Below are 20945 nucleotides of genomic sequence, written 5' to 3' on the forward strand. Positions count from 1 at the left end.
CTACAGCGCTACTACGACGAAAACCCCGAACGATTCCGCCAACGACCCATCACACCAGCCCCCGCCCGCCACGCAGGGATCAACCTTCCCGCAACAAAAACACCCACACAGCAAACCCAATGACTCCACACAGCTTGACAATCTGCGGAGCCGCCAGAACTGCGGGAGCGTCCCCCGGTGAGCCGCCAGAACTGCGGGAGCGTCCTCGTCAGCCGCGCAGCCGATCGACGGCGGCCACGAGAGCCTCGACGTCGTCAGCCTGGCCCAGGGTCGCCTCGCCCGGACCCCGGGCCAACATGGCATTGAAGTACAGCCCGTCCCCCATGTACAGCACGGGCTTCGCCATGGCCGGGCCGACGTCGGCCGCCAGCAGCGCCAGCCAACTTTCCTGGACCCCGGCCATCCGCCGCAGCGTCTCGGCGTGCGCCACTTCGGCCAGCCGGGTGGCGGCCACGAAGACCCGGTCCAGCGGAGTGTCCGCCCACACCGAGGATCGGATGAAATACGCGGCAGCCCCTTCCGGGGCGGCTGCCATGGCATCGAGGTCCTCGGCGAGGAGCCGGTCCAGCCGCTCCAGCAGCACCGCGATCATGGCCTCCTTGTTAGGGAAGTGGTACAGCAAACCGCCTTTGGAGACGCCCGCCAGCCTGGCTACCGCATCCAGCGTCGCGGCACGTTCGCCCTCGGCAATCAGGAGGGACTCGAAGGCATCCAGGACGGCTTCGCGGGCGACGGGTTTTCTGGCCATGGCTCCCATCATGCCTGTCGGGGCGCGCATTTCTTAACTGTACCGTCCAGACGGTATAGTTAACTCCCATGAACACCGCCATGTGCGCCGCCCTCACCCACCCCGCGCCGACCCCGCGCGCGCCGTGGCGGGACTGGCTGGCGTTGATCCTGCTCATGTTCCCGGTGCTGCTCGTGGCTGTGGACAACACGGCCCTGACGTTCGCGCTGCCCGCGATCGCCCGCAGCCTGGATGCCACTGGCGTGCAGCTGCTCTGGATTGTCGATTCATATCCGCTGGTCCTGGCCGGCCTGCTCGTGGCCACGGGTAGCCTGGGCGACAGGATCGGCCGCCGCCGGCTGCTTTTCGTCGGCAGCGCGGGATTCGCGGCCGTGTCCGCCGTGACGGCGTTCGCGCCCAGCGCCGAGTGGCTGATCGCCGGCCGGGCCGGGCTAGGCTTCTTCGGCGCGATGCTAATGCCGTCCACCCTCTCCCTGATCCGCAACATTTTTCCCCAGCCGAACCGGCGGCGGCTCGCCGTCGCGATCTGGGCCGCAGGCTTCTCCGGCGGGGCCGCACTGGGCCCGGTATTCGGTGGCTGGCTCGTGGAACGTCTCTGGTGGGGTGCGGTGCTCCTGGTCGCAGTGCCGATCGTCCTGCCGCTGCTGGCCCTTGGGCCCGCGCTGATCCCTGAATCCCGGGATCCGAAGCCAGGCACAGTGGACGCATCCAGCATTGGCCTGTCGCTGCTGGCGATGGTGCCGACGGTCTACGGCATCAAGATGCTGGCGACCGAGGGCGTGGCGCCGGGACCGCTCGTGGCCCTGGCCGTCGGCCTGATGATGGGCTTCGCCTTCGTCCGCCGCCAGCGTCGGCTGGCCGCGTCGGCGTCGGCGACTCCCCTGCTGGACCTGAGTCTCTTCGGCAACCCGGTCTTCAGCACCGCGATCATCGCCAACGTCCTGGCCTTGTTTTCCTACAACGGCTTCATTCTTTTCCTGGCCCAGCACCTGCAGCTGTTGGAGGGACGGTCCCCCTCGGAGTCTGGACTGGCAATGGTCCCGGCCCTGATCGCCACCGTCGTCGCCGGCCTGTTCGTGGTGCCACTGGTGCGGCAGGTCCGGCCGGGCCTCGTTGTGGCGGGCGGCCTGTTCCTGAGCGCCGCAGCCTATGGCATCGTGGCTCTGGGTGACCACCGCGCCGGGCCGGGCCTGTTGCTGGCCGCCCTCCTGGTCCTGTGCGTGGGCGTCGGTGCGTCCGAAACCATTTCCAACGACCTGATCCTGGGAGCCGTGCCGGCGGCGAAATCCGGCGCCGCGGCGGCCATCTCCGAAACCGGTTACGAGGTCGGCTCCCTGCTCGGCACCGCCATCCTCGGTTCCATCCTGACCGCCTCCTACCAGCACAATTTCCGGCTCCCCGACGGTGCGCTGCAGGCGGCCCCATCGGCGGTACACCGGGCCGGAGAGACCCTCGCCGGGGCCGACGAGCTGGCTCAGACCCTGCCGGGCCCACTGGCAGAGGCCGTGACGGCGGCCGCCCGGAGCGCCTTTGAGTCAGGCGTCCACATCACGGCCGCCATCGCGCTGGTGCTGATGGCCGGCACCGCGGTCCTCGCCGCGGTCGTCCTCCGCAAGGTGCCGACGGCGGACTAGGAGCCGGCCTCAGGCCGCGTCGACGTAGGCCTTCAGCGCGTCGAGCAGGCCCGCGGTTCCTTCCTCGCGGCCCGCCACTTGTTCGGCGTCGCTCGCGGCCGATCCGGTGAAGAAGGCGCCCTGCTCGGTCAAGGTCAGGACGGTGCCCCCGCCGTCGGCCGTCAGCTCGATCGTGCTCAGCGAGACGGACATCCGCCGGCCGTCGAGCAGCATTTCATACGTGTAGACGATCCGCTCGTCGTCGACGATGTCGTGGTAGATGGCATGCATGGTTGAGACCCAGCCGCCTTCAGGGCCGCCGACGTCGGTCTCGCGGCCGCCCTCCCGGAAGTCGAGGCTGGATTCGCCCTGATACCACTCCGGCGGGCCGCCGAACCACTTTTTCTTGCTGGCGTGGTCGGCGAAGGCTGCAAATACGCGGGACGGCGGCGCGTTCAGCCGGCGTTCGAGGCTGAAGCTTGCGTGCGTAACGGGGAAATTCATGACGGCTCCTAATTCTGCCGGGTGTGGATACTGCTGGGTGTTGACCTTGCTCAATGTGGAGGCTGGGAATCCAGGAACTGCTCCAACCTGTCAAGGCGGCGCTCTTCCGGCGTCCGGCGCTGGCCCAACCAGTGCTCTGCGCGCCGCACCGCGGCAGGGACAATGCTGCAGCTGCGCACCCTGCCGATTTTTTCGCTGCGGATCAGCCCGCTGGCCTCGAGGACCTGAAGATGCTGGACAATCCCGGGCAGGCTGATGGAAAAGGGTTCCGCCAGCACGGAGACCGAGGCCGGCCCCTCGCACAGCCGGATCACGATGGCCCGTCGGGTGGGATCGGCGAGGGCATGGAAGATCCTGTCGAGTTCCGGCCCGTCAGCCGTGGCCTGATTGTTAAGCACATACTTAAGTATGTGTCGCCCGCGCCGCTTGTCAAGGGTCCAGCGGCAGTACGAGCCAAACAGCAGCTCGAGTTAAACACCGGGGCCAGTTAAACAGCAACGTCCGACGCCGGGAGGGAACCCGGCGTCGGACGCTGCTGAAGGTGCGGAGAAGGCGGCAGTTACTTCTTGGCATCCGCCGTGGTGACGCTGGCGGTGGCGCGCATGGTTTCGGCGTTCACCATCCAGGCGTACTGCTCGAGCTTGGCGATGAAAGCATGCAGCAGGTCCGCCGTGGTGGGATCTTCCTCATCCACCTCGTCGTGCACCTTGCGCATGGTCCCGACGGCGGCCTCGAGGGCGGCGACGATCTTCTCGATCGCGTCCTTGGTGTTGATCAGGCCGGTGGGGAACTCGGCGAGCGCGGTGGTCTTCGAAACCGTGGAGCTGCGGCCGTCCGGGAGTGCGTGCAGGGCGCGCATGCGCTCGGCCATCTCGTCGGCGAACCCGCGGGCGGCTTCGATGATCTCATCGAGCTGCAGGTGAAGGTCGCGGAAATTCGTACCGACGATGTTCCAGTGGGCCTGCTTGCCCTGGATGTGGAGCTCGATCAGGTCCACGAGAACGGCCTGCAGATTGTTCGTCAGGGTCGGTGTTGCTTTCATGCATCCTCCTTCATAGGAACGGCTGTTACGGCGTTATGCCCCAGACGCTACCCCAGCGAGGACGCGGCCCGCGATGGTCGCGGAGGAATTTCACGATCAGCTTACTAAGTGACCTTACTAAGCGTTCGGTGCGCGATTAGACGGCCTGGTTCAGCATCGGCCCCTGCGGAAATATGGCACGGGTGATTCCGCCGGCCGTAGCTTCTGACAACTGCGCGAGGTAGTCGTTACGGCGTCGCGGCGTGATCCGCGATTGCGGCTCGAAGCCGTGCTCCGGGTCGTCCGCATAGTGGGCGGCGAGGCCGTCTCGCATCAGGCGGATCGCCTCCGCCCGCTGCTGCGACACGGCGGCGTGCGTGGAGCCCAGTTCAGCGGCCAGGTCCTTGACCGTCCGACCGCCGAAGTAGATTTCCTCGACGACGTACCGCATCCGTTCCGGCAGCGACTTCACGGCAGCGCGGAGGTACTGCACACGTTCGTCCGCCAGCACCGAGTTTTCCGGGGACAAGGTCTCGGCCGCCAGCGTGTCGACGACGGCGTCGTCGAGCGGCGTCAGCGTGCGGGACGCGTCCGCGAGGGCCGCTTCCACGACGCTTTGCTGCACGCCCAGCGCTGAGGCAATCTCGTCGACGGACGGCGTGCGTCCGAGTGCCGCCGCCAGGGTTTCCTGGACCGACATGGTTTCTTTGATCCGGCGGCGGGCCGAGCGCGTGGCCCAGTCGCTGGCCCGCATCTCGTCCGCGAAGGCACCCAGGATACGACGGCGGGCGAACGCGCCGAAGGGCACGCCGAGATCCGGGTCGAAGGAGTCGGCCGATGTGATCAGGGCTACGGCGCCAGCCGACGCCAGGTCATCGCGCGAGAGGTGGGACGCCTTCGAGCATAAGTCTGAGACGAGATAGCCCACCAGCGGCAGGTGCTGAGTGACCATCTCGTTGCGTTCCACGCGATTCAATAGTGTGTCCCCCCATGAGACCGGATCAGGAGCCAAAAACCCTGAGAGCCGCACCCGCCAGTGGTCCTGCACTCCCCCCATGGGAGGCGGTGTTCCAGGCTCGGGCGCAGCACCCAGAACGAAACCTATCACCTGATTCTGGATCTGCGTGTACCCTCAGGGAAAAGCTTGGCGGAAAATGCGGAAAGCCGCATTCTGGGCCGGCCGGCAAGGGAATGGGGCCCATGGGTGCAGGGGATCTTTCGGCGGCGTTGTGGCAGGAGCGGCGTCAGTTGGAACTGCTCTTGTTCAGGCTTGAAACCCAGCGCCTGCACGTGGCCGCCGGCAACACCCACTGGTTGACTTTTACCGCGTCCGAAGTGGAGGCCGTGCTGGACCGCCTGGGCTTCGAAGCGCTGGCCCGGAACGTCGAGTCGGCGGCCGTCGCGGGCGCATGGGGCCTGCCGGCGCAGGCGACCCTGGTTGAACTGATTGCCGCTGCACCGGCTGGTCCCTGGGCCGCCATCTTGCAGGAGCACCTCGATGGGCTGCGCGATTTGCTGGCTCGGCTGGGCCAGGCCGCCCGGGCCAACGACCAACTGCTCCGCAGCCTGGAAGTTCCTGCCGGGCCAAGTGATCCGGCCGGACTCGTTGACCATCTGGCGGCTGCGGGAAACATTGAACGGGCCCTGGCCATCACGCGCCGGGCCACCCAGCCGCTGATGGCCCAGTACCTCGGCGACGACGCGAATCCCCGCTAGGCCGGCGGTCGACCCCGACAGCGCCACGCCGCGTCGCCGTCGACCGCGTTCGCGTTCAGTCGCTGGAGCGGACGGCAGCCGGCGGCAGCAGCCCGCGCAGCGCATCTTCGGTGCCGGTTCCGGCGTCGGAACCAGCTTCAGCTGCCGCGAGATTCGCCGCCGCGATCGCCTCGATGACTTCCCGCCGCTGGATCGTGACGCCGCGGGGCGCCTCGATGCCGATCCGGACACCGTCTCCGCGGCCTTCCAGAACAGTGATGACGATGCCGTCGCCGATCATGATCTGTTCGCCCGGCTTGCGTGTGAGTACCAGCATCCCCTCAATCTACCCTTCGCGTCCGGTGTCGGCGGCCCACGGCAACGGCCTGGTCGCCGCCCGGGCGTCGATCCAGCCCACCGGCAGCCCGAGGGCCTCCACGGTTTCGGGGCTGGCGGTGTCCGCCGCGCCGACGACCGCCACCGCGGCGACTTCGAGCCGCGCCCGCAGCAGGCTGACCCAGCGGGACGTGTCCTCTTGCTTGCGTCCGGCGTCCACGACAGCCCAAACCTGGTCCGGCGCGAGGGCCGCGATCGCCTGGAGCCGTGCCAGGGTGTTGCGGGCCTTGCCCAGGCCGAAGGCCGCCACCACCGTTTGTTCCGTTTCCACGGCGTGGGCGCGGGCCGCCGTTGCGCTTTGGCGACCGTCCAGGTGCAGGTGCCCGTACGCACTCAGCTGTCCCGCCGTGCGCACGTCCGCGCCGCCGGCGGCGGTGGACATGGCCAGGGCTGTGTCCAGCGCGTCGTCGCCGAGACCTACCAGCACCACCAGGTCCCCGTTGCCGCTCAGCGGGACAGGAAGTCTCTGGGGTACCGGCGCGCCAGTCCGCTGGACTGGCGACGACGGGACCGGCCCCAGGGCGGAGGCAGCGCCGGGAACCCCGGGGCCGGGCTCGGCCGGCTGAACCGCGGGGCCGGGCTGAGCCGGCACGGCCGGCTGGGCCGCGGGGGTCCGGAGGCCGGAGCCGAGCTGGTCCAGTATTTCCGCGAAGCCCGGCGACTCGGTGGAGAGGCCGGCGTTTCCCGACCGGTGCAGGGTCAGCTCGGCGGCGTCGGCCTCGGCCAGCAGTGCTGCAATGGCGTCGCCCTGCAGTTGGTGGCCGGGCGCGTCGGCGATCCTTTGCTTGGCCGCCGCCGGCGTGGCCGTGCCGGCAGGGGCGGCGTCCGACGGTTCCACGACCTCGCCCTCGGCGAGGATGTCCGCGTCCGGGACCACCTCGCCGGTGACGACGTCGTGCTTGGGCTGGAGTTCGATGATGGCCTCGTAGCGGTTCGCGGCAAAGAGCCCGGCGATGCCGGGGCTGCTGACCCGCTCGGCGGACACGATGCGGGCCGCCGGACCGTACTGGAGTTCTGCCTTACTGCGGATTTCTTCCAGCGAGGCTCCCTTAAGCCGATAGCGGTTCGGCATGGCGCACGACTCCTACAGTTTCGATCCGGACATTGGCGGAGGTGACTTCGCGGTAGGACAGCACCGGCACGGAACCGGGCTGCGCTCCCAGGAGCCGGTGGATGGCCGGACGCAGCGCCGGGGCGCAGACCAGGACGGCCTGCCGGTTGGCGGCCGCCGCGGAGTCGACCGCGTTGCGCACCGAGCGGAGGACGGCGTCGAGCCGGTCCTGGCCCATCACGATCTGGCTGCCGCCCTCGGCCGGCCGCATGTCCTCCAGCATGGTTTGCTCCAGCAGCGGGTCGATCATGATCACGTTGAGCACGGGCCCCTCCATGAATTTCGCGGTCAGCGCCGGCCCCAGCGCCTGGCGGGCCGCCTCCACGAGCGACTCGGGATCCGTGGAAACCTTGGCCCGGAGGGTGAGCGCCTCGTAGATGCGGGCCAGGTCATTGATGGGGACCTGTTCGTCGAGCAGGCCCTGGAGGACCCGCTGCAGTTCGGCGAGCGAGAGCAGCGCCGGGGTGAGTTCGTCGACGGCGGAGGGGCTCTGCTTGCGGACGCCCTCGGTCAGGACCCGGACGTCTTCGCGGGACAGCAGCCGCGCGGCGTTGGCGGTGACGATCGAGGACAGGTGCGTCACCAGCACCGAGACGCGGTCAATCACGGTGGCGCCGGTCATCTCGGCGTTGTGGCGCATTTCGGCCGGAACCCATTTACCCGCCAGGCCAAAGACCGGCTCGATCATCGCGACGCCGGGCAGCGAGTCCAGCGAGTCACCCAGGGCCAGCATCTGCCCTGCCGGGGCGGTCCCGCGGCCGGACTCCACCCCCGCGATCCGGATGGCGTAGGTGGCCGGCGGCAGGTCCACGCTGTCCCGGGTGCGGACCGGCGGGATGACCAGGCCCAGTTCCATGGCAATCTTGTGCCGCAGGGACCGGACCCGGGCCAGCAGGTCGTCGGAGGCGCCCGAGACCATGTCGACGAGGTCGGGGGCCAACAGGATCTCCACCGGGTGGATCCGCATGTCTTCGAGCAGCTTCTCGTTCGGGTCCCGCTCCGGGGCGTTGAGGGCGGCGGTCTCGGCGTCGGCGGCTTGTTCGGCCTGCCGCTGGCTGGCGGCGGTGCGGCGCGAGGCCAGGACCAGGCCGGCTCCCACCAGGATGAACGGCAGTGGCGGCATGCCGGGGATCAGGGCCATCGCCATGGCGGCGACGCCGGCGATCATCAGCGCGTTGGGCGACTGCAGCAGCTGGGTGGAGGCGGTCCGGCCCATGTCGGCCTCGGCGTTGGACCGGGTCACGATCATGCCGGTGGAGACGGCCATCAGCAGCGCGGGGATCTGGGTGACCAGGCCGTCGCCCATGGTCAGCAGGCCGTAGGTGCCGAGGGCGTCGCCGATCTGCTGGCCGCGCTGCAACATGCCGATGGCGATGCCGCCGATGAAGTTGATGATGATGATGATGATGCCGGCGATCGCGTCGCCCTTGACGAACTTGGAGGCACCGTCCATGGCGCCGTAGAAGTCCGCCTCCGCGGAGACCTCGGCGCGGCGGACCCGGGCCTGGGTGTCCGTGATCAGGCCGCCGTTGAGGTCGGCGTCGATCGCCATCTGCTTGCCGGGCATGGCGTCGAGGGTGAAGCGCGCCCCCACCTCGGCGACACGCTCGGCACCCTTGGTGACCACGACGAACTGGATGACCACCAGGATCAGGAAGACGACGGCGCCGATGATCATCGAGCCGCCCACGGTGACCTTGCCGAACGCCTCGATCACCTGGCCGGCATAGCCGTTGCCCAGGACCAGCCGGGTGGAGGCGACGTTCAGGCCCAGCCGGAACAGCGTGGCCACGAGCAGCAGCGACGGGAACACCGAGAAGTCCAGCGGCTTCTTCACGAACATGCTGGTCAGCAGCACCAGCAGTGCCAGCAGGATGTTGCAGACGATCAGGAAGTCCAGCAGAGGGGCCGGGACGGGAACCACCAGCAGCAGGACGATGCCCACGATGCCGATCGGGACCGCCAGCCGTGCGAGCCTGTTGTTCATGACCCGTTCCTTTCACTGACAACGGCGGGACGAAGAAGATTCATGGTGTGGCTCCCGCCATCCGGTGCAGCCCGGCGCCGGCGCCGCGGGCCTTGAGCGACATGACGAACGCCAGGACTCCGGCGACGGCGTGGTAGAAATCGACGGGGATCTCCTGGCCCAGCTCGCAGGCGCCGTGCAGCGCCCGGGCCAGCGGGATGTCCTGGACCATCGGCACGTTTTTCTCCTCGGCTTCCTGGCGGATCCTGGCCGCGACGTGGCCCGCCCCCTTGGCCACCACGCGGGGCGCGGACTTGCCGGGTTCGTACTTGAGCGCGACGGCGACGTGCGTCGGGTTGACGAGGACGACGTCGGCGTCCCCGATCGCGGCGATCATCCGGTTCCGGCTCATCGCCAGCTGCCGGGCCCGGCGCTGCGAACGGATCAGCGGGTCGCCCTCGCTGCTCTTGTTCTCGTCCTGGACTTCCTTCTTGGACATCCGGGTCTTTTTCCGGTTCCGCCGCATGACGACGAAGAAGTCCACCGCGGCCAGGGCGATGCCGGCGAAGACCGCGAACTGCACTAGGGAGGCGATGCCGCCGCCGGCCGCCGCGACCACCCCGGAGACCGGAAGCCCGCCCGCGCTCAGCAGCACCGGAATCAGCCCCTGGATCACCGAGTACAGCACCAGCCCCACGACGCCGACCTTCAGTAGGGCCTTCGCCCCGCCCCAGAGCGCCTGGGTGCCGAAGATGCGCTTGAGGCCGCTGAGCAGCTTGAAGTTATCGAAGTCGAACCGGAACTTCTTGAAGTGGATGCCGCCCTGCAGCGCCGAGCCGATCAGCACCGCCAGGAACACGACAACCAGCATCGGGCTGATGATCCCGCCCATGGCGCCGAATCCGTCCCCGAGGGCCTTGACGGCCTTCGCCGGGTCCGGCTGCGCCATGACACCCTTGACGCTGAAGAGCTGGTCCACGGCGGCGTTGGCGCCGCTCTGCACGGTGGCCGGGATCATCACCGCGGCCGCGCCGACGGCCAGCCAAGCGGTGAGGTCCTGGGAGCGGGACAGCTGGCCCTTGGACCGGACTTCCCGCATCCGTTTGTCGGTGGCCTGTTCGGTTTTTTCCTGTGAATCCGACATCAGCCCACCCCCAGCACCGTCTTGGCGGCCTGCCCGGCGAGGGTGGACACGATCCGCGGGAGGGCCAGGAAGAGGAAGCCCGCCAGCGAGAGGGTGAGCATGATCTTCAACGGGAAACCGAGCGAGAACGCGTTCAGCGCCGGCGCCACGCGGGTCAGCAGGCCCAGGCCGACGTCGGCGAGAAACAGCACCACCAGCAGCGGGCCGGCGATCTGCACGGCGGCGAGGAACATTCCGGTGACGGCGGACGTCATGGCCTGCACGGGCTGGGCGAGGTCAAGCCCGCCGGCCAGCGGCAGGGCCGTGAAACTGCCGGTGAGCCCGGCGATGACCAGCTGGTAGCCGTCCGAGGCGAACAATAGAGCCAGGGCGGCCATCTGCAGCAGCCGGGTGAACTGTGCGCCGTTAACCATCATTTGCGGGTCAAAGGCCTGGGCCATCTGGAAGCCGCTGAAGAGGTCGATCAGGCTGCCGGCGGACTGGACGGCGGCGAAGACCAGCATCACCAGGAAGCCCAGCACCAGGCCGGTGACCAGTTCCAGAGCCACCGCGGTGAAGAATCCTGCCGTGTCCCGGGCGGTGTAGCCGGCGGAGACCCGCTGCGTGACGGCCAGGCCGAGGCCGACGCCCAGCATCGCCTTGATCCGGGCGGGGAAGGCCTGATGCGCGAACGGCGGGGCCACCACCAGGAACGCCGTCATCCGGACACTGGCCAGGAGCAGGACTTCCAGCCATGTCTGGTCGATCGGGAAGTCCACCTCACATGCCCCCGAGCAACGAGGGGATCTTGGCGAAGAGGTCGTTGGTGAAGGACACCATCTCCGTGATCATCCAGTGCCCGCAGACCAGCAGGGCCACCGCGACGGCGGCGAGCTTAGGCACGAAGGAAAGCGTGGCTTCCTGCAGCTGGGTGATGGACTGCAGCAGGGAGATGGCGAGGCCCACCACCAGGGCCGTCACCAGCACGGGAGCGGCAAGCTTGGCGGCGACGATCATGGCCTGGAGGCAGATGTCCAGGACGGCGTTGGCGTTCATCCGGTGCTCGCATAACTCTGGATCAGGGAGGTGATGATCAGGCCCCAGCCGTCCACCAGGACGAACAGCAGGATCTTGAACGGCAGCGAGATCATCACCGGCGGGAGCATCATCATGCCCATGGACATCAGCGCCGCGGAGACCACCAGGTCGATCACCAGGAACGGGATGAAGATGACGAAGCCGATGATGAAGGCCGCGCGGAGTTCGGAGATCATGAACGCCGGGATCAGGGTCTGCAGCGGCACGGCTTCGGGTGTGGCCGGGTTGTCCATGCCGGCGGCCCGGGTCATCAGCGCGATGTCCTCTTCGCGGGTGTGGGCCAGCATGAAGTGCTGCAGCGGCCCGGAGGCTGCACTGAGCGCGCCGTTGAAGTCGAGGGTGCCGTGCAGGTAGGGCTGCACGCCGATGGTGTTCATCTCGTTGATGACCGGCCACATGACGAAGATCGACAGGAAAAGGGCCAGCCCGGCCAGCACTTGGTTGGGCGGGATGGAGGGCAGCGAGAGCGCGTTGCGGGTCATCGCCAGCACCACGAAGATCTTGGTGAACGAGGTCATCATCAGCAGCAGCGCCGGCGCCACGGACAGCAGGGTGATCCCGATCAGGGTCAGGACCGCGCTGGAGGGCTTCCCGTCCATGCCATTGATGGCGATGTTGACGCTGCCGGTGTCCGGGCTGGCCGGCGCGCTGGGCGTCGCCGGAGGCGTTGGCGGTACGGGCGCGGCGTGGCCGGCGGAGGCGTTGAGCCAGAGCAACAGCACGGCCAGGAGGACGGCGGCCAGGCCGAGCGCCAGGACCCGGCCGGTATTGCCTGTGCTGGTTCGGGTGCTGCTGCTGGTTGACGGGACGCGGGCGGAGCGGGCGGTGAGGGGGCGGATCAATTGCGGCGTCCGCTCCTGAGAGCGGCAGCGGCCTGCTTCCAGGTGGAGCCCGCCAGGATGGAGCCGTGCAGCGGCGGGCGGGTCCCGGTACCAGGCATATTGCCGCGACCTGGGAGGGTGCCAGTGTGGGTCTCGCGGTGGAGGGAACGACGGCGCGACAGCGGCAGCCCGGGCACGCCCGGAGCGGCCGCCGGGGCGCTCCCGGCGTCGTCGGAGGTTCCGGCGAAAGGTACTGCGGAGACAGTACCGGCACCGGCACCGGCGAGGATCTGGGCGAAGGCAGCGGCGGCACCGCCGCGGCGGGGTTCCGCAGCCAGGTCTTCTGCGGGCTCCTCCGGGATGTCACCGGTGTGGAGCACGTTGACGGCGTGGTCGGTGACGCCGAGCAGGAAGCGGTGGCCGCCGGCGTCGACCACCACCACCGAGGCGCGCTGGCCGACGCTTTGGCGGCTGACGACGCTCAGGGCGGCGTCAGCGCGGCGTCGTCCCGTGCCTTTGCCGAGACGGCGTTGCAGCAACCAGATCAGGCCAAGCACCGCGCCTAGGGCTACGGCTACCCGCAGCCCGAGGATCAGCGAGTCCATTCAGCTAAGCCCCTCGGCCACGTCGAGGATGCGGGTGATCCGGACGGCATAGTCCTGGTCCAGGACCACGACCTCGCCGTGGGCGATCAGCCGGCCGTTGAGCAGCACATCGGCGGGGGCGCCGGCGGAGCGGTCCAGCTCGATGATCTTGCCCGGTTCGAGCGAGAGCACGTCACGCACGGACATTCGGGTCCGGCCGATCTCCACGGTCAGGGCCATCTCGATGTTGTTGATGCGGCCCAGCCGGCCGGCCACGGTGTCGCCGCCGCCGAAGAGGTCGGCAGTGCGTTCCTGGCCGTTGCTGTGTTCGCGCAGCCGGACGGCAAACCACGCCGCCGGGTTGGTACCGTCGGAGAGTTCGAAGATGGCCGTGTCCGGGTCGGAGAGCAGGCCAGAGGCGTCGGATTCGCGCAGGTCGGACAGGACACCGGCGCCGAAGACGGAGCTGGCCGCTTCCATCGCCGGGCGGAGTACATCGGTGACGGAGACGACGCCGAGCTGGCCGCCGGCCAGGCCGCCGGCCGCCTCGTCCAGGAAGGTGCGGTCGCTGAGCATCAGGGCCAGGTCCGCGGTCACCGACCCGACGAAGGTGGCCGTGACAGCCTGCCGGGCGAAGGCGGACGCGGCACGGGCGGGAACCAGCGCGACAACCTTCAGGGCCACCGGGCTCGGCAGTTCCTCAACGAGCCGTTCCGCCGACGATTCATGCTTGGTCAGGGTCATGCTCATTAGTTGTTCTCCTCAATTGTGACAATGACGGCGGCGGCCCGGGACCCGTTGCGGGCCGGGGCGGCGGTGGCCAGCCTCGTGCCGTCCAAGGTGAGGTCGAAGGGCCGGTTCTCCAGGTGCGGGAGGGTCAGGACGTCCCCGACTGCGAGGCCCAGCACCTGGCTGGGGGTGACGTACGAGGTCGAGAGCCGGACCGAGAGCTCCACCGGGACGCGCTCCAGCTGGGAACTGACGCGGTGGGCGGCATCGCCGCGGTTATCCGTGGGGTTGACCTTCTTCAACCGGCCCAGCAGGATGGCTGCCGGCACCGCGAGGGTGGCCGGGGCGCTGATGTCGCCGACGTTGATGGTGAAGGCGGCGACGATCATCAATTCGGTGGGCGCGGCGGCCTGGGCGAACTGGGAGTTGTACTGGACGGTGTCCACCCGGATGGTCTCGCTCAACAGCGGTCCGAGCGAGTATCCGAGGTCCTCGAGCGCCTCATCCATCAGCCCCTTGACCAGGGCCTGTTCGATCTGGGTGAATTTCCGGTCGGGCATGGCCGTGTCATTGGAGGCGCCGAGCATCCGGTTGATCCAGCCCAAGGCCGACGGGGCGGGAAACTGCACGACCAGCTTGGAGTCCTGTGCTTCGATGGTGCACAGCACCATGGCCGTCACGGCCGGCAGCGAGGCGGCGTACTCGTCGTAGCTCTGCATGCCTACGTCTTCTAGCCTCACCACTGACTTAACCCGGACCTTGGCGGTCAGCTGGGTTCCCCACTGGCGGGCGAAGGTTTCGAAGGCGAGTTCCAGGACGCGGCTGTGCTCTCGCGCCAGCGTCGCGGGACGCCGAAAGTCATAGACGCTAACGGTCCGCTCCCGTACCACTTCCCGCTCATCCATAACACTCACGGTTGCCACTATCGGCAAGGGATCCGCGGTCGTAAGCAGAACGCCTCAGGCAATAATGCGGGCCAGAAACCCCGGAGCGCAGCCTATTTCTGGCTAAGCTTCAGCGCCTGGGGAATGAGGGCCCGGACCACCTCGGGCTTGTCCGAGATCACCACGATGTCCACCCGACGGTTGAGCTCCATCAGGGCCGGCGTGGAATCGTCGTTGACCTGCCGGGCCGAGCCGAACGCGACAGCGCCGATGGTCCCCGCGGGGATCCCGCCGCGGTCCACCATGTAGCGCAGCACGTTGACCGCCCTCGCCGAGGACAGCTCCCAGGTGGACGGGTACGCCGTGATGCCGTTGGCCGCGTGGCCCTCGACCATGATCTCCAGTGCTGCCGGTCCGAGGATAGGCGAGATGACCTGCAGAACCTGGGTGGCCCTGGTGGTGAGTTCGGGCCGGTCCGCTTCGAAGAAGGTCTGGGAGCCGACAAGTTTGACCGTGAGCCCGCGCTGGTCGATTTGGAACTCGACGTTGTCGGTGAGGCCGGCCGCGGCGAGGCCGGCCTTCATTTTCGCCTCGAGGGCGTGCAGCCGGTCCACTTCCTTCATCGCTTCGTCGAGGGAGGTCTTCGCGTCCGGGACGCCCGCCGCCTGGTTGGCCGCCGCTTTGTTGGCCGGCGCCTGGTTGGCCGCGAACGCCTCAAGGTTCTTGTCCACGAGTTCGGGCGGGACCACCGTGCCGGACGCCGTATCCACGGTCTCGGAGGCAACCGCGCCGAACCCGGTGGCGAGCGAGTTGCGCAGCTTCTCGAACTTGTTCGCGTCCACCGTGGACATTGCGAAGAGGACGATGAACAGGCACATCAGCACGGTGACCATGTCCATATAGGACGCCATCCAACGTTCGTCGACGTGGTGCGCTTCTGGTTTTTTACGCGGGCGCCGCCGGGAAGTCACGCCGCAGTGTCCAGGTTCTCTGGTTCCTTGCCGGCGCCCTTGTCCCGTCCGGAGCTCTTCAGCTGGTGCTCCGGAACCATGGAACGGAGCCGTTCGGCCAGCAGCAGCGGCTGGGCTCCGGCCTGCACCGCGAGCATCCCTTCCATCAGGAGTGTCCGTCGTTCAATGTCCAGTTCGGACAGCCGCGCGAGGCGGCCGCTGAAGGGAAGCCAGATGAAGTTGGCTGACAGCAGGCCCCACAGTGTGGCAACGAACGCGGCGGCAATCATGTGTCCCAACTCGTCCGGCTTTGACAGGTTTTCGAGGACGTGGGTTAGGGACACCACGGTGCCGACGATACCTATGGTGGGGGCGTAGCCGCCGAGTGAGGCGAAGAACTTCGAGTTGGAGTGGTCGGTGCGCGACTTGGTGTCAATCTCATCCTCCATCTGCATCCGGAGATCTTCAGCGTCGGTGCCGTCGGCGATGTTCTGCAGGGCCCGCGCTAGGAAGGCATCCTTGACGCTCGCGGCTTCCTCCTCGAGGGAGAGCAGGCCCTCCGCCCGGGCCTTTTCCGCGAAGCGGACCATCTGGTCGATGCTTTCCTGCGGCTTGGCGGTTTTCCCGATGAACATTCCCGGGACTGCCTTAAACGCCTGGATGACGTCCTTGAGGGTGTTGCCGGCCAGCCCCACTGCAAGGGTTGCACCGAAGACCAGGACCATGGGCCCGGGCAGCAGCAGGGAGGAGAGGTTTCCGCCTTCGATCAGCACCATGGCGATCACCGAGCCGAAGGCCAGGAGCAGTCCGATGATTGTTGCGGGATCCATGGCTTACTTCCTCGGTGATTCGGGTTCCGGCGAACCGGCGTCGTCGTCCGTATCCGCCGGGGGGACCAGGCTCAGCGGGTAACCCGTGACGGCGGGAAAGTCCCGCGCCTTGCTCAGCACGTAAGCGCGATAGTCGGCGATCAGCTCAACCACCTCGGCAAGGCTTTCCAACACCACGTAGGCGGCGCCGTCGAGCGTGACTAGGTGGGTGTCCGGGCTCTCGTGGATCCGTTCAATCAGGTCCGGATTGACCGCGAAGCGCGTTCCGTTGAGGCGTGTGACGACGATCATGGGCCGATTCTGCTCTGGGGGCGCTCGGCTTTGCGGCCAAACGGCGGGGATGGGTGTTCTCTCCCTACTGTCGGCCGGCGGCGCGCTTTCGTTAGGCGCCGCCGTCGCAGCCTCCATTGCCCCGAGACGTTCCTTCGGATGGTCTTGATCGATGCCGGGCTGCCGGAACCGGAGCTGCAGCTGAGGCTCGTGCCAGGGGATCTGTATTCGCCCGCCGCGGACCTCGGTACCGGCAGCACCGGTTGGCTCTCCAGTACGACGGCGCCCACCACCGCACGCCCGCGCAGCAGTCCCGGGACATTCGCCGGAACGAGATGTTCAACGCCGCCGGCTGGCGATACTTCAAATTCAATGCCGACGACCTCGCCGGTGGATTCCGGAGCGCGGTACGCAGGGTCGGCGTCGCCTTGCGCAGCTGAGCCCGCCAGGCCCGGTTGCTCCATCACCTATGGCTGCCGCGAGCCTGTGTTTCCAGCCATAGGTGATAGCGCAACTGCCAAAGAGATTAGCGCTTCAGCTGGGTCAGTTCCTGCAGGACCTCGTCGGAGGTGGTGATGATGCGGGCGTTCGCCTGGAAGCCGCGCTGGGCCACGATCAGGTTGGTGAATTCCTGGGAGAGGTCCACGTTGGACATTTCCAGGGAACCGCCGGCCAGGGTGCCGATGCCCGGGTCCCCCGCCGCGCCGAGCTGAACGTTGCCGGAGTTGGCGGTGGCCACGTAGGAGGAGCCGCCGGCCTTCTCCAGGCCGGCCGGGTTGGTGAACTTGGCGAGCGCGATCTTGGCCAGCACCTGCTTGGTGCCGTTGCTGAAGGACCCGATCAGGGATCCGTCGTTGCCCAGGGTGAAGGACTCCAGCTTGCCGACGGCGGCACCGTTCTGGCCGGCGACCGTGAGGGAGTTCATCGTGGCATAGCCGGAGACCTTGGAGAGGTCGACGTTCAGGCCGCCTGCGGTCGTCAGGGACGACCCTGTGAGCAGCTTCCCGTCGGCGGCGAAGGTCATGGAACCGATATTGGTGGTTCCATCGAGGACGTCCCAGCCGAGGTCGGTCTTGTGGAAGTTCAGCGAAAGGCTTTTTCCGGCACCGTTTGCGTCGTAGACCTCGACGACGCGCTGAAGGTCGGGACTACCCGTCAGTGCGTCGCTGGGCAGGTTGCCATCCAGCGTCACCTTGCTCGTGGCGTTGGCGATCATGGTGTTGGGATTGAGTGTGATGTTGCCGATGGCACCACCCTGATTCACGACGCCGGTCTGGTCGGCCGTCCAGCCCTGGAGGATGCCGCCGTCGGGGCTGACCAGCTGGCTGTTGGCGTCGAAGGTCATGGACCCGGCGCGGGTGAACAGCTGCTGTCCGCCCCTGTTGGTGACGAAGAAGCCGTCGCCGGAGATCATCATGTCGGTGGCCCGGCCGGTGCTCTGCGAGGAGCCCTGGGAGAAGTTGGTGGTGACGCCGGCGACTCGGACGCCCAGTCCGATCTGCGCCGGGTTGCTGCCGCCAGTCTGGCCCTGCGGTGCGGAGGCACCCTGGGTCATCTGCGAGAGGGTGTCCTGGAACTGGGTGGTCGAAGACTTGAAGCCGGCGGTGTTGACGTTGGCGATGTTGTTGCCGGTGACATCCAGCATGGTCTGGTGGGCACGGAGGCCGGAGATTCCGGAGTACAGCGAGCGGAGCATGGGAACTGCCTTTCTACGGGTGAAGCACTGATTAGGAGGCGGCGGGCGCCGTAATGCCGGAAATCGAATCGAGCGGGATGGAAAGGGTACCGACCTTGACGGCCGGAACTGCGCCGGCGAAGGACACCGAAGAGGCGAGTCCGCTGCCGGTGGTGCCGTCGCTGAGCGTGTAGTCGACGTTGTGGCCCACCAACTGCGCGGCGGCCGACCGCATCTGGAGGGAGAACGCCTCCTTGCTGTTGGTGGTCATCTCGGTGGTCTTTTCCATCATGGAGAGCTGGATGGTCTGGCTCATCATCTGGTTGGTGTCCATCGGAGCGCTGGGGTTCTGGTTCTTCATCTGCGCCACCAACAGCGTCATGAACACATTGGCGTCCATGCTCTGAACGGGCGTTCGTACGGCCGATGCCGGCGCCGAGGCAGGGCCCCCGACAGCCTGCGGCGTGACCGGCTGGGGAGCGATCGGCTGTGATGCGATCGGTTGAATCGTCATATGTCGCGTTCCTTCGTGTCAGACGAGAATGTCGAGGGTGGTCTGGGGGCCATTCAAGATCATGGCGGTGCGCAGCGAGGATTCATCGGCCAGGGCGTCCCAGCGGTGGCCCGGGCGCGGGTCTCCGGGGAGATCACCGCGGCCGGGGCCGTTGCCGCCCGAACCGGTTCCGAAACCGTTCCGGCCCGGGTCCTGGCCGGCGTCCTGGCTGGCGTCCTGTCCCTGGCCGGCGGGTCCGTTCTGGTCCGAAAGATCCAGGCTTGCGCCAAAACCGGAGTCCGCAAGTTCTTTGCGCAGCTCGGGGAGGATCCCCCGCAGCGCTTCCCGGCCGGTGTCTCCCGGGGCGAACAGTTCGATCCGTACCCCGGTTCCGTCGATGTGGGCGCGCACGGTCAGCGGTCCCAGGTCCTCCGGCGAAACTTTCAGGGTCATGATGTGCTGCCCGTGCGGAGCGCCCACCAGGGTAAACAGCGGCCTGGCCAGCTGCGGCTGAAGCGCCGGCTGCGCGGCCGGGGCTTGCGCCGCCAGCGCAGGAGCGGCCGTCGCCGGGGTCGGCACGGCGGCCTGCGCAGGCCCTGCTGCCGTGTAGCCCGCGGCGGCCAGGCCGTCGACGGCGGGGGCGGGCACGGTGTCCGCCGCCGTACCGGCAGACGGCCCGGGGGTTGCCGACGTCGACGCCGGAGCGGCAGCTGAGGTGGCCAGACCGGGGAGCGCAGCAGATGTCGCGGCCGGAGCCGTCCCGGCTGCAGCGGCGGCGGATACGGCCTGGGTGGAGGTGCCAGGAACCGCTTGGCCGGGAACCGAAGAAGCAGCCGCTCGCGCAAAGTCTGCGGCCGTCTGGGTCCCCGGGGTTCCGGCGCCGCCGGTGCCCGGCGCCGCCTGACCCGTCGCTGCCGGACCCGTGGTGGCGGTGGCGGCACCGGATCCCGATGCCATTCCCTGCGTGGCAGCAGCAGCTCCGGCCGTGGGGTCGCCGGCAGAAGCAACGGCAGCAGCGACGGAAACTCCGGATGCTGTGGCTGGAGCGCCGGTCATTGTGCCAGCGGCCGGTCCGGTCGCACGGGTCGTCACGGCGGAAGCGCCCGCCAGGCTGAGGGCCAACAGACGCGGGTCCAAGGCTGCCCCGGGCTGGGCGCCGGCAGACAGGGCGCCGGCGGAGAGTGAGACGTCAGACAGTGAGACGGTGGCCGTCCCGTCCACCGTGCCGGCCGGCTGGGCCGGCTGACCGGAGCCGTCCACCGGCGCAGTGCCAAGCAGAGGCGCGAAACTCAGCACGGATGCGGCTCCAACTACCTGCGCAGCGCCGGCAAGGGGCCCGGCTCCGGCGGGAGATCCGGCGTCGGACGCCTTCGCTCCCGAGTCCGCCGGGTTGTCCGTCTCCGCACTGCCGTGCCCGGAGGCCGCCGCGAATCCGTGCGCATGATCGTGCGCCGGCTTCCGGGCAGGCGCCGGAGACCCGGCCGCAGCAGCGGCGGCTCGACGCTGCCCAAGCCTCTCACCGGCAGGGTCTGAGGACTTGCGGTGCCCCGAAGGCTGCCCCGCGGCACGGTTATCCGGCGCGTTGTGCTCATCGCGGGCCGCGCCGCCGTTCACGGCGTCGTTCAGGGCGTCGCCGAAGCCGCCCGCGCCGGACGAGCCTTTCCCCGTACGCGTGCCCGTACCCGGCTGGGAGCTCCGGGTCTTGGCGGCTGTGCCGGCGAGTGAGGACGCCAGGTCCGCCGGTGTCAGGGGCTTCATGCGCCCGCTCCGGCCGGGACAATCCGCCGGATCGCGGTCAGGTTGGACTGCTGCTCCCAGGCGTCGCGGATCTGGATGGTCTTGCCGGGCACCGGAGCGTCGATCGCCTTGCCGTTGCCGAGATAGATGGAGATGTGATTCCCGCCGAAGCTGATCAGCAGGTCGCCGGGCTTGGCCTCGGCGAGGGACGCCACCGGGGTCCCCTGTTTCATCTGGTCGCTGACCACGCGGGGAAGTTCGATGCCCAGGTCCTTGAAGACCCGCTGCGTGAAGCCGGAGCAGTCCATCCCCGTGGCTGGGTTGGTGCCGCCCCACACATACGGCACCCCGATGTACTTCTTGGCCATGGCAACCACGTCCGTGCCGGTCGCGGCGCCGGCCGGAACCGAGCCGGCGGCCGTCGTTTGGAGGCCGCTGAGCGCGCCCAGTCCCGTAGCGCCGCCCAGCCCCAAGCCGCCGACCAGCGAGGAGATGTCCGTTCCGGAGGAGGCGCTGCTCCCGCCCAACGCCGTGGTGAGCGCGTCGGTGAAGGAGGCGGCGTCGCCGGTTCCGGTCCCCGTGGCGAGGGCCGTCGCAACGGCGGGTTTGAGCGCTGCGTTGTCGGTCTGGGCCGGCCGGGTCAGGTCAGCGATCATCGATTGGATGCCCTGCATGCGGCCCAGGGCCTCGGTCATGC

General features: G+C 68.3%; 25 protein-coding genes. 3 read left to right on the plus strand and 22 right to left on the minus strand.

Annotation, left to right across the window (positions count from 1 at the left end):
• Nucleotides 1-208: 208 nt before the first annotated feature.
• Nucleotides 209-748: a TetR/AcrR family transcriptional regulator gene (locus tag AC1DGI_RS16920; protein ID WP_476899692.1), complete on the minus strand. Its 540-nt coding sequence runs from the start codon at nucleotides 746-748 to the stop codon at nucleotides 209-211.
• 68 nt (nucleotides 749-816) lie between these two features.
• Here AC1DGI_RS16920 and AC1DGI_RS16925 point away from each other — a divergent pair, with 68 nt between their 5' ends.
• Nucleotides 817-2382 (plus strand): MFS transporter, encoded by a 1566-nt coding sequence (locus AC1DGI_RS16925; RefSeq protein ID WP_476899662.1) that lies wholly within the window; start codon nucleotides 817-819, stop codon nucleotides 2380-2382.
• A 9-nt stretch (nucleotides 2383-2391) separates the two neighbouring features.
• On the opposite strand, the gene AC1DGI_RS16930 is transcribed toward AC1DGI_RS16925, so the two are convergent.
• From AC1DGI_RS16930 to AC1DGI_RS16945, 4 genes are all read right to left on the minus strand, one after another.
• Nucleotides 2392-2865 carry an SRPBCC family protein gene (locus AC1DGI_RS16930; protein ID WP_476899663.1) on the minus strand — a complete coding sequence of 158 codons (474 nt, stop codon included), beginning with the start codon at nucleotides 2863-2865 and terminating at the stop codon, nucleotides 2392-2394.
• A gap of 50 nt (nucleotides 2866-2915) precedes the next feature.
• On the minus strand, nucleotides 2916-3263 hold the full coding sequence (locus AC1DGI_RS16935) for an ArsR/SmtB family transcription factor (protein WP_476899664.1): 348 nt from the start codon (nucleotides 3261-3263) through the stop codon (nucleotides 2916-2918).
• Between the two features lie 161 nt (nucleotides 3264-3424).
• Nucleotides 3425-3907 (minus strand): Dps family protein, encoded by a 483-nt coding sequence (locus AC1DGI_RS16940; RefSeq protein ID WP_441403301.1) that lies wholly within the window; start codon nucleotides 3905-3907, stop codon nucleotides 3425-3427.
• A gap of 136 nt (nucleotides 3908-4043) precedes the next feature.
• Nucleotides 4044-4862: a sigma-70 family RNA polymerase sigma factor gene (locus tag AC1DGI_RS16945; protein WP_476899665.1), complete on the minus strand. Its 819-nt coding sequence runs from the start codon at nucleotides 4860-4862 to the stop codon at nucleotides 4044-4046.
• Between the two features lie 224 nt (nucleotides 4863-5086).
• Between AC1DGI_RS16945 and flgN the strand changes: the two genes are divergently transcribed.
• Nucleotides 5087-5602 carry a flagellar export chaperone FlgN gene (gene flgN / locus AC1DGI_RS16950; RefSeq protein ID WP_441402544.1) on the plus strand — a complete coding sequence of 172 codons (516 nt, stop codon included), beginning with the start codon at nucleotides 5087-5089 and terminating at the stop codon, nucleotides 5600-5602.
• 55 nt (nucleotides 5603-5657) lie between these two features.
• On the opposite strand, the gene AC1DGI_RS16955 is transcribed toward flgN, so the two are convergent.
• From AC1DGI_RS16955 to AC1DGI_RS17015, 13 genes are all read right to left on the minus strand, one after another.
• On the minus strand, nucleotides 5658-5918 hold the full coding sequence (locus AC1DGI_RS16955; protein WP_476899666.1) for a carbon storage regulator: 261 nt from the start codon (nucleotides 5916-5918) through the stop codon (nucleotides 5658-5660).
• 9 nt (nucleotides 5919-5927) lie between these two features.
• Nucleotides 5928-7049, minus strand: a complete 1122-nt coding sequence (locus tag AC1DGI_RS16960; RefSeq protein WP_476899667.1) for a hypothetical protein — start codon at nucleotides 7047-7049, stop codon at nucleotides 5928-5930.
• Nucleotides 7027-9075 carry a flagellar biosynthesis protein FlhA gene (locus AC1DGI_RS16965; protein WP_476899668.1) on the minus strand — a complete coding sequence of 683 codons (2049 nt, stop codon included), beginning with the start codon at nucleotides 9073-9075 and terminating at the stop codon, nucleotides 7027-7029. The genes AC1DGI_RS16960 and AC1DGI_RS16965 overlap by 23 nt, the downstream gene beginning before the upstream one ends.
• Before the next feature lie 40 nt (nucleotides 9076-9115).
• Nucleotides 9116-10198, minus strand: coding sequence for an EscU/YscU/HrcU family type III secretion system export apparatus switch protein (locus AC1DGI_RS16970; protein ID WP_476899669.1), 1083 nt, complete (start codon nucleotides 10196-10198; stop codon nucleotides 9116-9118).
• Nucleotides 10198-10956, minus strand: a complete 759-nt coding sequence (locus AC1DGI_RS16975; RefSeq protein ID WP_476899670.1) for a flagellar biosynthetic protein FliR — start codon at nucleotides 10954-10956, stop codon at nucleotides 10198-10200. Before AC1DGI_RS16975 ends, AC1DGI_RS16970 begins: the two co-directional genes overlap by 1 nt.
• A 1-nt stretch (nucleotide 10957) precedes the next feature.
• Nucleotides 10958-11233 carry a flagellar biosynthesis protein FliQ gene (gene fliQ, locus AC1DGI_RS16980; protein WP_441403237.1) on the minus strand — a complete coding sequence of 92 codons (276 nt, stop codon included), beginning with the start codon at nucleotides 11231-11233 and terminating at the stop codon, nucleotides 10958-10960.
• A complete protein-coding gene (gene fliP, locus AC1DGI_RS16985; protein WP_476899693.1) occupies nucleotides 11230-12003 on the minus strand; it encodes a flagellar type III secretion system pore protein FliP in 774 nt (257 codons plus the stop codon). Before fliP ends, fliQ begins: the two co-directional genes overlap by 4 nt.
• A 110-nt stretch (nucleotides 12004-12113) precedes the next feature.
• Nucleotides 12114-12701: a flagellar biosynthetic protein FliO gene (gene fliO, locus AC1DGI_RS16990; protein ID WP_476899671.1), complete on the minus strand. Its 588-nt coding sequence runs from the start codon at nucleotides 12699-12701 to the stop codon at nucleotides 12114-12116.
• Nucleotides 12702-13430, minus strand: a complete 729-nt coding sequence (fliN, locus tag AC1DGI_RS16995) for a flagellar motor switch protein FliN (RefSeq protein ID WP_476899672.1) — start codon at nucleotides 13428-13430, stop codon at nucleotides 12702-12704.
• On the minus strand, nucleotides 13430-14314 hold the full coding sequence (locus tag AC1DGI_RS17000) for a flagellar motor switch protein FliM (RefSeq protein ID WP_441403395.1): 885 nt from the start codon (nucleotides 14312-14314) through the stop codon (nucleotides 13430-13432). Before AC1DGI_RS17000 ends, fliN begins: the two co-directional genes overlap by 1 nt.
• Before the next feature lie 92 nt (nucleotides 14315-14406).
• The gene (locus AC1DGI_RS17005; protein WP_476899673.1) at nucleotides 14407-15264 is read right to left on the minus strand and encodes an OmpA/MotB family protein; all 858 of its coding nucleotides are present in this window, start codon (nucleotides 15262-15264) and stop codon (nucleotides 14407-14409) included.
• On the minus strand, nucleotides 15261-16073 hold the full coding sequence (locus tag AC1DGI_RS17010; RefSeq protein ID WP_476899674.1) for a motility protein A: 813 nt from the start codon (nucleotides 16071-16073) through the stop codon (nucleotides 15261-15263). The genes AC1DGI_RS17005 and AC1DGI_RS17010 overlap by 4 nt, the downstream gene beginning before the upstream one ends.
• 3 nt (nucleotides 16074-16076) lie before the next feature.
• On the minus strand, nucleotides 16077-16364 hold the full coding sequence (locus tag AC1DGI_RS17015; protein ID WP_441403127.1) for a flagellar FlbD family protein: 288 nt from the start codon (nucleotides 16362-16364) through the stop codon (nucleotides 16077-16079).
• 242 nt (nucleotides 16365-16606) lie between these two features.
• Here AC1DGI_RS17015 and AC1DGI_RS17020 point away from each other — a divergent pair, with 242 nt between their 5' ends.
• Complete coding sequence (locus AC1DGI_RS17020) at nucleotides 16607-16783, plus strand: hypothetical protein (protein WP_441403126.1); 177 nt, start codon at nucleotides 16607-16609, stop codon at nucleotides 16781-16783.
• 86 nt (nucleotides 16784-16869) lie between these two features.
• Here AC1DGI_RS17020 and AC1DGI_RS17025 read toward each other — a convergent pair whose 3' ends face one another.
• Genes AC1DGI_RS17025 through AC1DGI_RS17040 form a run of 4 tightly spaced genes read right to left on the minus strand, consistent with a single transcriptional unit; the run spans nucleotide 16870 to nucleotide 20943 of the window.
• Entirely contained in the window at nucleotides 16870-18039 is a 1170-nt protein-coding gene (locus AC1DGI_RS17025) for a flagellar hook protein FlgE (protein WP_441403125.1), read from the minus strand.
• Between the two features lie 31 nt (nucleotides 18040-18070).
• Nucleotides 18071-18532 carry a flagellar hook assembly protein FlgD gene (locus tag AC1DGI_RS17030; RefSeq protein WP_476899675.1) on the minus strand — a complete coding sequence of 154 codons (462 nt, stop codon included), beginning with the start codon at nucleotides 18530-18532 and terminating at the stop codon, nucleotides 18071-18073.
• Nucleotides 18533-18550: 18 nt separating this feature from the next.
• Nucleotides 18551-20269: a flagellar hook-length control protein FliK gene (locus AC1DGI_RS17035; RefSeq protein WP_476899676.1), complete on the minus strand. Its 1719-nt coding sequence runs from the start codon at nucleotides 20267-20269 to the stop codon at nucleotides 18551-18553.
• Nucleotides 20266-20943 carry a C40 family peptidase gene (locus AC1DGI_RS17040; RefSeq protein ID WP_476899694.1) on the minus strand — a complete coding sequence of 226 codons (678 nt, stop codon included), beginning with the start codon at nucleotides 20941-20943 and terminating at the stop codon, nucleotides 20266-20268. The genes AC1DGI_RS17035 and AC1DGI_RS17040 overlap by 4 nt, the downstream gene beginning before the upstream one ends.
• Between the last annotated feature and the right edge of the window lie 2 nt (nucleotides 20944-20945).

The sequence above is a fragment of the Arthrobacter sp. 05N428_2 genome, assembly GCF_056397065.1.